Consider the following 13,274-nt stretch of genomic DNA (forward strand, 5'->3'; position numbering starts at 1 on the left):
TCCAAGTCACATTTTTGCGGTGGAAATCATAAGGGCGGCGAGCAGGAGCCAGGAGCTCGCCAGCAGGTGAACGTAAGTCGAGGAAAGGTTTTTCAAGCGTTCGGATGCAGATGCCGGACGCGCACGCCGTGCGGTGGACTGCCGGGTCCATTTTTGCCGATCGAGGCGAAAGAGGACAAAGCTCTTTACAAGCGCGCCGCCGATCTGGCCGAAATACAACAGGAATGGGTAGGTGATCGGAAAGGCGGGCCTGAAGGTCGTTAGCAGACAGCAGTAAATGTACCGGGTGAACATGACCCATGCCAGGTAGAGAGGCAGGACAAGAGGGCTGACAAGAAGAGCCGACATCAATACAGTCGCCGGACCAAACAGTGTTGTCCACATCGATACACGCTGGTCGAGCACAGACCACCATGTAAACCAACCAATACGGCGTGGCCCAAGCGCGAGCGCTCTTCCGTTCGTTCGCAGCATGTTGCCAAACCATCGCAGCATCAACGCAACCGCAGAATCAACGAATCCGGGCTTTGGCTGGCTCTCCATAGAGACCGAACGAACGTCTGGCAGATAGGCCATCTTAAACCCGCGCTTGAGCAGCCAGAACCAGGTTGACTTGTCATCCCCGGTCAGAAACCGCACGGTTCCAAGTCGCCAGTGCACGAGCCAGTCGTGTTGCACATTGTCGATAAAATCCGGGTCGCAGGCGAGTGATGCCCGAAAGAGCGACAGACGTCCTGTCAGCGTCAGGACGCGCCCGGACAGTCCCATGGAAGACATCATCATGTGGCGTTGAGTAAAGCGCAAATTGAACCAGTCTCGGAACAGCCGGGACTCCACGATTTCGCAATCCTCATCCGTCGTGAGCGCACCGATCTTAGGATCGATGAAGAAGGGGGCGCACTTCTCGACGAGATCCACCGGTGGGCAACTGTCACCATCAATGAGAACCACGATGTCGTCGGGCATAGGGCACTGCCGGGCTATGATGCGCAAGGAGGTTGCAAGCGCATCACGTTTTCCAGTAGCGGGAATGCGATCAACAATTAGCCTTACGTGAGCGATCTCGGACCGCATCAGTGAATAGATTTGCCGAATGAGCCGTTCGTCAGCAGCATCCACGATCGAGGCAACAACCGTAGCACCACCTCGTGAAGCCGCCGCCGCCCTAAAAAGCGAGCGATAGACCTTGGTCGTGACGGCCGTATCGACCTTGTATGTCGTCGCAAGGAAGAAAGAATGAGCCGGGCGCTTCCGTTCAAGATAAATCCGCGAAAGGGTGGCGCGCCGACGAGGATGAACAACATGAATGAAGATCTGCGCTCGGATAAAGTTGATCGCGCCCCAGCCGTACCGCCACAGTCCCAATGTGCCGATGGTCAAGATTAGCCCCGTGTTCTCGGCAAGCTGGTGAGCGGGGATCGCAACCGCGACGCTCGAGAACACAAGGATATAGAGGAGATGGCCCAGCACACTCAGCTCCTACCAGCAGATGCCTGCGTAAAGACCACCCGAGCGCATCTTCGGATCGATGCGAGTGAGGTCAACCAGGCTCTTGGTTGCAGCCGCCGCGGTCAGAGGCTCAAGCGCCTCTTCATAGCGATTGCCAACAAGCAGGATGTCAGCGCCCGAGATGAGCTCGTCGATTTTGCTGACAAGGCGTTCCTTGAGGTCTGGGACGACGCCGCTGCCCCGGCCCGAGCCGCCCATGCTATGTTCATAGGCGACGCTGACACTCGGATCGTAGACTCTAAGATCAAAACCCTTGGATATCAGCCGCGATGCGAGCTCAGCCAATGGGCTTTCACGTAAATCGTCGGTACCTGCCTTGAAGCTGATACCCACCATCCCGATCGACTTGCCCGGCGCGTTCTCGACCATCGTTTCCGCCCGTTCGATCTGTTCGGCATTTGCTGTCAGGACCGAGTCAAGCAATGGTGTTGAAATTGCCTTGCCTTGCGCAAGATGCCGAAGGGCACGAACATCCTTCGGCAGGCAAGAACCGCCGAACGCAAAGCCGGGGCGCATGAAATAGGGTGACATGTTCACCTTGTCGTCTGAACACAGCACCTTCATCACCAGCTGACCATCGATGCCGCAGGATTTGGCAATGTTCCCGATTTCGTTTGCAAAGGTGACCTTGACCGCACGCCAGGAGTTGCTGGTGTATTTGATCATTTCCGCCGTCGCCAAAGGAACGACGTTAATGGCACATGGCAATCCTTCGTTGATGTCGCGCAGCAGTCGCTCGGTGACAGGATCTATCGCGCCAAAAACGATGAGGCCGGGATTGTAATTGTCCTCGATGGCCGTGCCTTCGCGGAGGAACTCCGGATAGTAGCCGACACCAAATCCTTCGCCCGCGATCAATCCGGACTGCTGCTCCAGGATCGGTATGCAATGGGTGTTCATAGTGCCCGGAACGATGGTCGATCGTATCACGACAGAGTGGAAGGACGCCTTTTGTGCGATCGCCGTTGCAACGTCGCCGCAAGCTTGCTTGACGTAGTCCAATCCAACAGCACCATCTGGCGCGCTGGGTGTGCCAACACAAATGAACGTTAAGTCCGTTTCGGCAATGGCAGCGGCAATGTCTGTCGAGGCGCTCAGCCGACCTCGCGCAACGTTGCGCTCAAGCAACGGCGTCAGCCCCGCTTCCACGATCGGCGCTTCGCCGGCATTTAGTTTTGCCACCTTGGCCGGATCAATGTCTACGGCAACGACGGTATGCCCATCTTCTGCAAGGCAGGCCGCAGACACAACTCCAACGTATCCGATACCAAGTATACTAATTCTCGCCATAACGTGTCCCCACGATTGCATCTTGCTCCGAGTGGCCTGGCAACACGACGGGACGGTTCTCCGGCGTACCGAAGTATCGTCAGGCACATACGAAGAATACGTTGGGAGAAAAAGAAAAAAAGTCGGATAAATAAGAATAGATGTAGGGCAAATTGGAAGTAATAGATCGCTTAGATAGGAATATTCTTCCGGAACTCAAAGGTCCAGAAGGAATAATTGGATAAATACTTGAGGAATAGTCAGCTTTGTTGCTGATAAATATCAAACCAACCTTTTGATGCTCCATATTTTACTATGGATGCGCGGCTCGAAAGGCTTAGCTTGTCTGTTCCACGTGCTCTGTATGTGTCGACCGTTTTTGTGCTTAGCCGCATCTCTGCCGCTATCTCCTTGGTGCTGAAGCCATAGGCAATCAGCTTGAGAACGAGTTCTTCGCGCACGCTCAGGTTGCCTTCCGACAACCGCGATGCCGCAGGTGATGGGCCGTTGAGAAGTGAGTAGAAGCTGCGAATATGTAAATCGGGTAGCGATCTGAAGACTGCGGGACTGATATGGTGGTGACCAGCCGCAACGCTCGCGATTGCTGCGCGAATGTCCCTGTTGTCGTCATTCGTAAACACCATGCTTGATACGCCATCGACATAGATGTCACGAATGAGATCCGCGCTTGCGCGGCTCAGGGCATATATCAGGGTGAACGGATACTCTGTCTCCGTGTCGGCCAAACGGCGTATTGCAGTGCCAGTCGCAACGTCGGCGGAACTGGCTATTTCGCATAATACAACCGCGGGCAATGTTCGGGCGACAAATTCATGCACAGACTCACCGGCGCGCTTCGTATCGACGAAGCACATCCCATGATCAGCGCAGACTCCCGACCGAATTTTTTCGGATAGTTCACCAGACGAGCAAATTACCGAAACCCGAATCCTTTTAGTTCCCATGAAAGTTCCTCAATCAAGATGAAACTTCCTCCCATTTATTACTGTTAGGAACTTGCTGCATATCCAGTACACCATGGCGCACTGCCTCCAATGACATGCAGAAAGCTAGAGAACGTGGAGATAATTTTAAAAATTACTTAATCTGTCAAGACGGAATTTAGATAATTACGTCTTCTCGTTGAAACTTTGCTTCGCATTGCGAGAAAAAGCTCCTCACAATGCCGGGTAAGGCTGGCCTATTGCGGCTTTCGCTTGATGTCCGATGGATTACCACATGCTGGGGGCGCGGGTTGCTTCATTGCGTTCGGCAGCGACATGAAAAGTCGGATTCACTATTCGGAGGCAGCCAAAAGCAATGTCGCGCTCGGCGGCACAAAGTGACTATCGAGAAATCGGTGAGCGTGCCGTACCGGGGCAGGTCGATCGACAGGCTCCCCAAAGGAAATTCACGAGTGCCTTGTGTAGAAGCTCAGACAGGGAGGGATGGACACCCCTGCGCAATTGTTTGAGTTGGCGACGGTCGCCACCGTCTTTTGTCATTCGTAACGGGCCACCCTGCCGGTCCCTTTTAGGGGGGCGGCCCTTCCGGGGAATTGTCCGAAACAGATGGCCCGGGGCAATTTGATCAACAAGATTTGAACGTGGGCGATCTCGTTCGCGCTGGCGCAAAGCAGCAATTTGCTCTTCCAGCGGTTGACAAACCTGTCATGCGAACAGCACAGAAACCGTATAAGAATCTTATAAATGGCTCAGCGGGTTCCGCCGGCCTGGATGCTCAAATGGATACTGTTCAAGTGCTGCCGGGTAGCGTCCTTCGCCATCCAGGCTACCTCAATTTCGCGGCTTCCCGCGTTCTCTCCTCTCTCTCATTCCAATGCATCGCGATCGCGATGGGGTGGATGATCTACGACCAGACGCACAGCGCTTTTGCGTTGGCGCTTGTAGGCCTTTGCCAGTTCCTGCCGATGGTTGTACTGACCTTCATCGTTGGCCATGTCGCCGACCGCTACGACCGCCGACGCATCGGTCTTGTCTGCCAGCTTATCGAGGCAGCGACTTCGCTGTCGCTCGCGATTGCCACCTGGCAGCAGTGGCTGACACCGGCGGGTATACTCGCTGCCGTCACGATCCTGGGTGCTACCGCCGCCTTCGAGCGGCCGACGATGGCAGCGTTGCTGCCGAATATCGTGCCTGAATTGATGCTCCAGCGGGCTGTCGCTACGACCACCTCGATGCAGCAGACTGCCTTCATCGTCGGCCCGTCCCTCGGCGGCCTGCTTTACGGCGTTGATCCGGTCGCACCTTTTGCCATCGCCGCCGTGTTCTTTGCCGTTGCGAGCGTCAATGTAATTTCTATCCGAATGCAGTGGAGGCCCGCAAAACGCGAGCCGGTAACGCTGACGTCGATATTTGCCGGCGTCTCGTTTATCCGCAGCCGACCCGTCGTGCTAGGGACGATTTCGCTTGATCTCTTTGCAGTGCTGCTCGGTGGGGCGACCGCTTTGCTGCCGATGTTTGCGCGGGATATCCTGCATGCCGGCCCTTGGGGGTTGGGATTGCTGCGTGCCGCACCGGCGATCGGTGCACTCGCCATGTCGATCGTGCTGGCGCGGCGGCCGCTGAGGAGCAGTGTCGGGATCAAGATGCTTGCTTCCGTTGCCGTCTTTGGCGCGGCGACTGTTGTCTTTTCGCTCTCTACCAACATTGCACTGTCTGTATGTGCACTGCTTGTCGTCGGGGCATCCGATACCGTCAGCGTCGTGGTGCGCAGCTCGCTCGTCCAGCTTTTGACGCCGGATGAGATGCGCGGCCGCGTCAATGCGGTCAATTCGCTCTTCATCGGTACCTCCAATCAGCTCGGCGAATTCGAATCCGGCATGCTGGCGGGCTTCATGGGGCCTCTTTTGGCCGGCGTCATCGGCGGCGTCGGCACTATTGCGATCGTATTGATGTGGACACGCCTGTTTCCTGAGCTTGCCAAAGTCAGGACGCTCAAGGGTTAATTTGGCTGCCCGGAACTGGGAACAGACTTCTGCCGTGGCGTCTAACATGCCGATAGAGTTGACGGCATCGGGAAGTTCGCCGCCATCAGGCCGTTCGAGACGCCGATGCCGTGCGTGTTTCGTTTCCTCGACTTGGGCGGTTACGCGAACGCACTTCGCCTTGTTGAGAGCGATTTGACGCAGAATAGCGCGCCGACAATCACCGGAATGCAGATCAGGTATGACATTCGAATACCTGCCTGCTCAGCGACAAAGCCGAGCAAAGGTGGAGCAAGGAAAAAAACGATGAAGGACATCTGGCCCAAAGCGGCAACGTTCATATGCGCAGGCCGGTCGGTTCGCTGAGCGGCAGCCGAAACCGCAAGCGGATAGACGGCGCTGCAGCCGCCACCCATTAAGGCAAAGCCGACGAGGGCAAGCTGGGGATGGGGGGCAAGCCAAACTGCCATGAGTCCAGCCGTTGAGATCAGCAGCAAAGTGACCGCGACTGCCCGGGAGCCGTATTGATCGACAAAACGATCCGCGAATAGCCTGGTGAGCGCCATGAACAGTGTGAACAGGGTCAATCCAAGGCCGCCGATAAATGGTTCAACCTGGAAAACATCGCGCATGTAAATCGATGACCAATCTATGCCTGCACCCTCCACCAAGAAAGCGGCAATGCCTATGACACAGAGGGGAAGAAGACCAAGCGTCGGCAATGCGACATGACCTGCGTCCGCATGCTCGCCCAAAGCCCGTGCCGGTGCACTACGCATTCCGCTGATCACGACAGCGGCCACAATCAAAACCGCAATAAATGTCAGTGCCAAGTGAAGTTGCATCGAGATGCCGGCCTGACGCACTCCTGATGACATAAGCGCAGTGACGAAAAATCCAAGGCTCCAGAAACCATGGGCACGGTTCATGACACCCCGGCCGAGCTGCGCTTCGATACGGTCAATTTCGACGTTGAGATTTATTTCCAGGGCTCCTGCGAGCAATCCTTCCAAAAACAGGATCCCAAAAACAAGTTCGGCGCTTGTCATCCACGGGACCGAGGCGATCAGCGCGGACGTCCCGAGTACGGTTATGAACGCAGTGGTTCTGGCACCCAAACGGGCCACGAGGGGCGAAAAGAACGTTAAGGATATCAGTGCACCGATCGCTGCACCAATCAGCGTGAGGCCAAGCTCCGACTTGTTGACCTGGAGGGCATCCTGGAGATCGGGAAGGCGTGAGAGCAGGGCACCGGTCGATGCCGAAAAGAGGAAGAAGCAGGTATAAATTCGCACCTGCGGCTCAATACGCATTTCCAGGCTCCCGTGTCATTAGGTTGTGGCGGAAATTCCTCAACGTCCGACCGTGATCCAAACGAAAGTCATCGCATCCGATGCCCTAAAGCATGGAGTTAGCGGTCAGAGGGAACGGCCGCTCCAGCGGTGGGCAGGTCCGCGTAGTTGCAGCGACGATACGCGTCTTACGCGAGTTCCTCTTCCCTGACAAGATGAGTTTCCTTGCGATTTCGTTATACGGGCTGCTGTGTCTTGCGCGTCGCGCGGACCTGCGCAGTCTCCGATTCGCCATGCTCGTGGCTGGCGCGCAGAACAAGCTCAGCGCCAACCAGGATCTTGACTGGCGGCTGCGGCTCGGCGGCGGCAATCAGGTCGTCCAGCACGGTAACGGCAAGGTTGCCTATCTTCCGCTTCGACACGTCGATGGTCGTCAGACCCGGCTCCATGGTCGCACTCTGCGGCAGGTTGTCGAAGCCGATGATCGAGACGTCCTGGGGAATTGATACGCCATATTCGCGAAGCGCACGAATGAACCCGTAGGCGATAATGTCGTTTGTGCAAAAATAACACTCGGCAAGCTCCAGCCCGGTCGAAAGCAGCGCGCGAGTATCGAGATAGGCGCCGTCATAGGTCGATTCCACCGAAAGGATGTCGGCCTCGTTCACCGGCAGGCCGAGCCTCGCCATGTTCTTGAAAAAAGCCTCGCGGCGCAGGCGGAAGTTGGTTGTGTCGACATGGGATGCGACGAAGCCGATGCGCTGGAAACCCTGCATGCGGAAACGTGACAGCGCCTTATAGACGGCGTCCTCGTTGTTCATGTCGACGAAATTGGCCTCCAGCACGTCATAGAACGTGTCGATGAAGACCGTCGGCAGGCCAAGACCCTGAATGAGCCTGATATCGGCTTCGGTCAACTCCGTACCCAGCGCGATGACGCCTGATATCGGCGCGCCGGCAAGCGACTCCGCCACCGTGCTGATCGGCTGACCCTCGAAGCTCACGACTTCGAGCGTGTAGTTACGCCGCGTCGCCTCGGCAGACATGCCGTCGATATAGTCGGAGATGAAGACGCTATGGTCGCGGTTGACCGTGTGGCCGTGCTTGGCGATCTTCAAGAAGCGCAAGGTCTCGCCCGGTTCGGCGTTGCTGCGCGTTGCCCGCGGCACGTAGTTGAGGCTAGCCACCGCCTCTAAGACCCGCGCCCGCGTCACGCCGGAAATCTCCCCCTTGCCGTTCAGCACGAGCGAAACCGTCGCGGGCGATACGCCCGCCGCTTCGGCGATATCCCTGATGGTCAGTTTTCCCGGTTTCTTCATGCGGAGACAAGTTGCCCTTCATGCTGCGACTGCGAACGAGTTTACTAAACGATTTAAGCGGTATTTGCGAGACCTAAGCCAATTTTGGACCATTCGCAACCGATATCCCGCAAAAACGGGGCTTGTCAGCGCAAATATCCTTTGATAGCGTTTAGTGAAGCTTGATATTGTTTAGTAAACACATGGGAGGAGATCATGCAGAAAACCGGCGGACAGCTGGCGATGCTGCTTGTCATAAACGGTCTGTTGCTTGTGGCAGGCGCCCTGATTTCAGGCGGCTCGTTCCTTTCTGTTTTCAATCTCCAGTCCATGGCAAGCCAGGTTCCGGAAATCGGTCTTCTGGCCATCGGCGTCATGCTCGCCATGTGTGCCGGCAATGGCGGTATCGATCTGTCAGGGATTGCGCTCGCCAATCTTTCCGGCGTGCTTTCCGCCGTCATCGTGTCATCCGTTTTGTCCGTGTCAGAGAGCGGCATGGCCTTTAGCCTCTTGTTCATCGCGGGCGCGATCCTGGTCGGTCTTGCCGGCGGCGTCATCAATGGCCTTCTCATCTCGCGGCTGAACATTACGCCCATCCTCTGCACGCTCGGCACGCAGATGGCCTTCATGGGACTTGCGGTTGTTGTTTCGGGCGGCAAGGCCGTGGCTGTCGGCAGCCCGGCGCTGCTTTCCAGCATCGGCAACGACATGATTGCTGCGGTGCCGATCAGCTTTCTAATCTTTGTGCTCGTCGCCGGCGCCGTTGCAGCACTGCTGAAGTTCACGCCCTATGGCTTGTGGCTGATGCTGATGGGCACCAATCCCAGGGCAGCCGTTTATGCGGGCTTTCCCAGGAACCGCGTGATCATCGCCACCTATGCGATCTCGGGCACGCTGTCGGGTCTTGCCGGGATCATCATTGCGGCGCGCAACGTCAATGTGAAGTTCGACTACGGCAGCTCGTACCTGCTCATCGCCATCCTCATTGCGGTGATGGCGGGCGTGAAGCCGGAGGGCGGCTACGGGCGCGTCGTATGCGTTGTGCTCAGCGCCATCGCCCTGCAGCTTATGTCGAGCCTGCTCAATTTCGGCGGCCTTTCCAATTTCGTGCGCGATTTTGCCTGGGGCCTGCTGCTGCTCACGTTCCTGGCCATCGGCCGCTACGACATCGCTGGCTTCCTGTCCCCAGGTCGCCGCACGCAAACCCCTTCGGTGCCTGTCCCTCAAGCATCGAAGTAAGAACAGGAGGGAATATTCGTGGAGGAAACTATGAAGTCGTTTTCGAAGAAGCTTTTGGCTGGAACCACGGTTGCAGCTGTCGCGCTCGCAGGTTCGATCGGTGGGCTGGCCGCCCAGGACAAGCCTGTCATCGCCACCGTCGTCAAGATCAGCGGTATTCCGTGGTTTGACCGCATGAACACGGGCGTCGTTGCCTATCAGGAGGCAAATACTGACGTTGTTGCCACCCAGAGCGGTCCAGCGACAGCGGATTCGGCCCAACAGCTGCAGATCGTCAACGATCTCGTTGCCAAGGGCGTCAACGCGCTCGCCGTCGTGCCGATGGACCCGGCTGTTCTCGAAGGTACGTTCCAGCGCGCCATGGACCGCGGCATCGTCGTCGTGACTCACGAAGCAGATAACCAGACGAACACCAATGCCGACGTCGAGGCCTTCGACAATGCCGACTACGGTGCCGCGCTCAACGAGCGCCTGGCCGAGTGCATGGGCAAGCAAGGCAAGTGGACGACTTTTGTTGGTTCGCTAGGTAGCCGCACTCATATGCAGTGGGTCGGCGCCGGCGAAGAGAATGCCAAGAAATATGCCGGCATGGAACTCGTCGATCCGAACAACGAATCCTTCGACGACGCAAACGGCACCTATGAAAAGGCCAAGGAGATCCTGCGCAAGCACCCGGATATCAAGGGCTTCCAGACCTCGGCCGGCAATGACGTGCTCGGCGTTGGCCGCGCGATCGACGAAGCGGGTCTGAGCGGGAAGGTTTGCCTGGTCGGCACCGGCCTGCCGAACCCATCCGCTGACCTTCTCGAATCCGGCGCAATCACCGCAATCGGCTTCTGGGATCCGCAGAAGGCCGGCATGGCCATGAACTCCGTTGCCAAGCTGCTGCTGGAAAAGAAGGAAGTCACCGACGGGATGGATCTCGGTGTCGAAGGCTACAACAAGGTCTCGGTCAAAAAGGGCCCGGGCAAGGGTCTGCTGATCCTCGGCAATGGCATGGTCCTGGCCGACAAGGCGACCTACAAGGAACACCTGTTCTAATTCCCGCAAACCGTCAGTCGGCCGGCAGATTTACCTCCCGGCCGACCCGTCCGGCGCAACGACGCGCCGGTCAGCATGAGGACAATTTCCGTGGCGGCACAAACACATACCGCGCAGCATTCGGCTGCGCTCCTTGAACTTAGAAACATCCAGAAGAGGTTTGGCGGCGTTCATGCCTTGCGTGGCATCGACTTGACGCTCCAGCCGGGCGAAGCCTACCACCTTCTCGGTGAGAACGGGTGCGGCAAGAGCACTGTCATCAAAATCATGTCCGGGGCACACGCACCGACCTCGGGTGAAATCATCCTCGATGGCGAGACCTTTTCGTCGCTGACGCCGATCCAGGCGCTGGCTGCCGGTATCGAGACGGTTTACCAAGACCTGTCGCTTCTGCCCAACCTCACAGTCGCCGAAAACGTCGCGCTGAACGAGCAGTTGGTCAACGGCAATGGCCGCCTGGCGCGCCTCTTCGACCGCAAGCGACTGAAGGAGACGGCCGAACGGGCGCTCGCCGCCGCGGGGCTGCCGACCGACCGGACCTTCCTGAACACCATCGTTTCCGATCTGCCGCTTGCGTCCCGCCAACTCGTCGCCATCGCACGGGCCATTGCGACCCGCGCCAAGCTCGTCATCATGGACGAACCCACCACGTCCCTGACGCGTCGCGAGGTGGACAATCTCATTCGTGTCGTCGAGCGCCTTCGCTCCGAAAATGTCGCTGTGCTTTTCGTCACCCACAAGCTTGATGAATGCTACCGCATCGGGGGCCACGCTGTCGTCTTCCGTGACGGCCAGTGCGTCGCCCAGGGCCCCATCGCGAACTACAGCAAGAAGGAACTGGCCGAGCTGATGACCGGCCGATCCATCGACGCTCAGCGCTATCGTACGGGCAAGCCGTCCGATGCCGAACTTCTCAAGGTCGACCGCCTCATTGCTGATGGCGTGCGGGATATGAGCTTCTCGATCAAAAAGGGTGAAATCCTCGGCATTACTGGTCTTGCCGATTCCGGCCGCAACGAACTTGCCATGGCACTCACCGGCGTCGCACCCGCGACAAGCGGCGTGGTGACGATCGAGGGTCAGACCGTTTCGGTACGCTCGCCCGCCGAGGCGATCGAGCGAGGCATCGGTTATGTGCCGGAGGACCGGCTCGCCGAAGGCCTTTTCCTCGGCAAGTCGATCTTTGAAAACGAGATCGCTCTTATCGTCTCGCGCCTTGCCAATTCTTTCGGCGTCGTCGATCGACAGGAGGGGCGCACCATTGCGGCCCGGCTCTCCGAGGAAATGCGGCTCAACACCAAGAATCTCGACCTGCCTGTTGGGGCGCTTTCGGGTGGTAACCAGCAACGCGTACTGATCGGCCGATGGCTGAGCATCGCGCCCAAGCTACTCGTGCTGCACGGACCGACCGTCGGCGTCGACGTTGGCTCCAAGGATACGATCTACCGCGTCATCCAGGGGCTCGCTGAAGCCGGCATGGGTCTTATCATTGTCAGCGACGACCTGCCGGAACTCCTTCAGAACGCAGACCGCATCCTCATCATGAACGGCGGTCGAGTGGTCGCGGAAATGGATGCGGAGCAGGCAACTGAAGACCAGCTTTACAAGGCGATGCTGGCGACTACGACGGAGACCGTGTAATGAACGCTTCACGAACCGATGAACTCCACGGTGCCGACGGCCCGTCGCGTTCCTTCACTTTCGGTGAGCTGGTGCGCCGTCGCCCAGAGACCATCACATTCATCCTCCTGATAGCGATCGCTGTCGGTGTCGCCATCGCCAACCCGGCGTTCCTGCAGCCATCGACGCTCATCGACATCGGCCGCGCCAGTGTGGTCATGGGGCTTTTCGCGCTCGGGGTCTTCATTATCCTTGCGGCGGGCGGCATCGATGTGTCCTTCACAGCGATCGCGGCCTTCACCATGTACTCGATGACGGTACTGGTGCAGAGCTACCTGCCAGGCTTGCCCATCGTCATCGTCATTCTGATGGCGACACTTGGCGGCGCGGTGCTTGGCGTCATCAATGGCTTGCTTGTCCATCATCTGAAGGTGCCGTCGCTGATCGTGACCATCGGCACACAATATCTCTTCCGCGGCTTCCTGCTCTCGTTCATCGGCACAGTGTGGATCATGTCGCTGCCACCGCAGATGGGCGCCTTCGGGCGCATGCCGCTCGTCCAGTTTGAGTCCGCCAACGGTGCGCTCATCACGCTGCCGTTCTACTTCCTCGTTCTGCCCGTCGCGGCGCTCGTAACCTGGTGGATCCTCAACCGCACCCTGATGGGCCGTGCAATCTTTGCCGTTGGCGGCAATGCCGATATCGCAAGCCGTCTCGGTTACAGCCTGCGCACCGTGCATGTCTTCCTGTTCGGCTATGCAGGCGCCCTTGCCGGTCTTGCCGGCATCATCCATGTCTGCGCCAACCGCCAGGCCAACCCCTTCGATCTTGTTGGCACCGAGATCAATGTCATCGCCGCCGTCGTGCTCGGCGGGGCGCGCATCACCGGCGGCACGGGCACGGTCCTCGGCACTCTTCTCGGCGTGCTGCTGATCGTCGTGCTCAACAGCGTGCTCGTCATGGTCGGTATTCCCAGCACCTGGCAGCGCCTCGTCGTCGGCAGCTTTATCTTGCTGGCGGCCGCCTTCTTCGTCACGCGCCAGCGTAAGAAATAACCCA

The 13,274-nt window shown here is 58.0% G+C and carries 10 protein-coding genes; 5 read left to right on the forward strand and 5 right to left on the reverse strand.

Going from position 1 to position 13,274, the window contains the following annotated elements; translation table 11 throughout:
• Positions 1 to 6: 6 nt before the first annotated feature.
• The 3 genes from AC1DPR_RS11170 to AC1DPR_RS11180 all read right to left on the reverse strand — a co-directional run bounded on the left by AC1DPR_RS11170 (position 7) and on the right by AC1DPR_RS11180 (position 3,743).
• The gene (locus AC1DPR_RS11170; protein ID WP_477816315.1) at positions 7 to 1,380 is read right to left on the reverse strand and encodes a glycosyltransferase; all 1,374 of its coding nucleotides are present in this window, start codon (positions 1,378 to 1,380) and stop codon (positions 7 to 9) included.
• 99 nt (positions 1,381 to 1,479) lie between these two features.
• On the reverse strand, positions 1,480 to 2,799 hold the full coding sequence (locus AC1DPR_RS11175; protein ID WP_477816316.1) for a nucleotide sugar dehydrogenase: 1,320 nt from the start codon (positions 2,797 to 2,799) through the stop codon (positions 1,480 to 1,482).
• A gap of 239 nt (positions 2,800 to 3,038) precedes the next feature.
• Positions 3,039 to 3,743: a helix-turn-helix transcriptional regulator gene (locus tag AC1DPR_RS11180; protein WP_477816317.1), complete on the reverse strand. Its 705-nt coding sequence runs from the start codon at positions 3,741 to 3,743 to the stop codon at positions 3,039 to 3,041.
• Between the two features lie 779 nt (positions 3,744 to 4,522).
• Between AC1DPR_RS11180 and AC1DPR_RS11185 the strand changes: the two genes are divergently transcribed.
• Positions 4,523 to 5,746, forward strand: coding sequence for an MFS transporter (locus AC1DPR_RS11185; protein WP_477816318.1), 1,224 nt, complete (start codon positions 4,523 to 4,525; stop codon positions 5,744 to 5,746).
• Between the two features lie 140 nt (positions 5,747 to 5,886).
• Here AC1DPR_RS11185 and AC1DPR_RS11190 read toward each other — a convergent pair whose 3' ends face one another.
• Positions 5,887 to 7,038 carry an MFS transporter gene (locus AC1DPR_RS11190; RefSeq protein ID WP_477816319.1) on the reverse strand — a complete coding sequence of 384 codons (1,152 nt, stop codon included), beginning with the start codon at positions 7,036 to 7,038 and terminating at the stop codon, positions 5,887 to 5,889.
• A gap of 215 nt (positions 7,039 to 7,253) precedes the next feature.
• Entirely contained in the window at positions 7,254 to 8,336 is a 1,083-nt protein-coding gene (locus AC1DPR_RS11195) for a LacI family DNA-binding transcriptional regulator (RefSeq protein WP_477816320.1), read from the reverse strand.
• Between the two features lie 195 nt (positions 8,337 to 8,531).
• Here AC1DPR_RS11195 and AC1DPR_RS11200 point away from each other — a divergent pair, with 195 nt between their 5' ends.
• The 4 genes from AC1DPR_RS11200 (at position 8,532) to AC1DPR_RS11215 (ending at position 13,270) form a co-directional block, all read left to right on the forward strand.
• Positions 8,532 to 9,554, forward strand: coding sequence for an ABC transporter permease (locus AC1DPR_RS11200; RefSeq protein WP_477816321.1), 1,023 nt, complete (start codon positions 8,532 to 8,534; stop codon positions 9,552 to 9,554).
• 30 nt (positions 9,555 to 9,584) lie between these two features.
• Entirely contained in the window at positions 9,585 to 10,595 is a 1,011-nt protein-coding gene (locus AC1DPR_RS11205; RefSeq protein ID WP_112649340.1) for a substrate-binding domain-containing protein, read from the forward strand.
• A 75-nt stretch (positions 10,596 to 10,670) separates the two neighbouring features.
• On the forward strand, positions 10,671 to 12,236 hold the full coding sequence (locus AC1DPR_RS11210) for a sugar ABC transporter ATP-binding protein (protein ID WP_477816322.1): 1,566 nt from the start codon (positions 10,671 to 10,673) through the stop codon (positions 12,234 to 12,236).
• Positions 12,236 to 13,270, forward strand: coding sequence for an ABC transporter permease (locus AC1DPR_RS11215; RefSeq protein WP_477816323.1), 1,035 nt, complete (start codon positions 12,236 to 12,238; stop codon positions 13,268 to 13,270). Before AC1DPR_RS11210 ends, AC1DPR_RS11215 begins: the two co-directional genes overlap by 1 nt.
• The last annotated feature ends 4 nt before the right edge of the window (positions 13,271 to 13,274 follow it).

The organism is Rhizobium sp. 01T417 (assembly GCF_056398905.1).

Excerpts from the sequence above, each read along its gene's own strand:
- AC1DPR_RS11175 (WP_477816316.1), bottom strand. The coding sequence starts at position 2,799 with ATGGCGAGAATTAGTATACTTGGTATCGGATACGTTGGAGTTGTGTCT.
- AC1DPR_RS11180 (WP_477816317.1), bottom strand. The coding sequence starts at position 3,743 with ATGGGAACTAAAAGGATTCGGGTTTCGGTAATTTGCTCGTCTGGTGAA.
- AC1DPR_RS11185 (WP_477816318.1), top strand. The coding sequence starts at position 4,523 with ATGGATACTGTTCAAGTGCTGCCGGGTAGCGTCCTTCGCCATCCAGGC.
- AC1DPR_RS11190 (WP_477816319.1), bottom strand. The coding sequence starts at position 7,038 with ATGCGTATTGAGCCGCAGGTGCGAATTTATACCTGCTTCTTCCTCTTT.
- AC1DPR_RS11195 (WP_477816320.1), bottom strand. The coding sequence starts at position 8,336 with ATGAAGAAACCGGGAAAACTGACCATCAGGGATATCGCCGAAGCGGCG.
- AC1DPR_RS11200 (WP_477816321.1), top strand. The coding sequence starts at position 8,532 with ATGCAGAAAACCGGCGGACAGCTGGCGATGCTGCTTGTCATAAACGGT.
- AC1DPR_RS11205 (WP_112649340.1), top strand. The coding sequence starts at position 9,585 with ATGAAGTCGTTTTCGAAGAAGCTTTTGGCTGGAACCACGGTTGCAGCT.
- AC1DPR_RS11210 (WP_477816322.1), top strand. The coding sequence starts at position 10,671 with ATGAGGACAATTTCCGTGGCGGCACAAACACATACCGCGCAGCATTCG.
- AC1DPR_RS11215 (WP_477816323.1), top strand. The coding sequence starts at position 12,236 with ATGAACGCTTCACGAACCGATGAACTCCACGGTGCCGACGGCCCGTCG.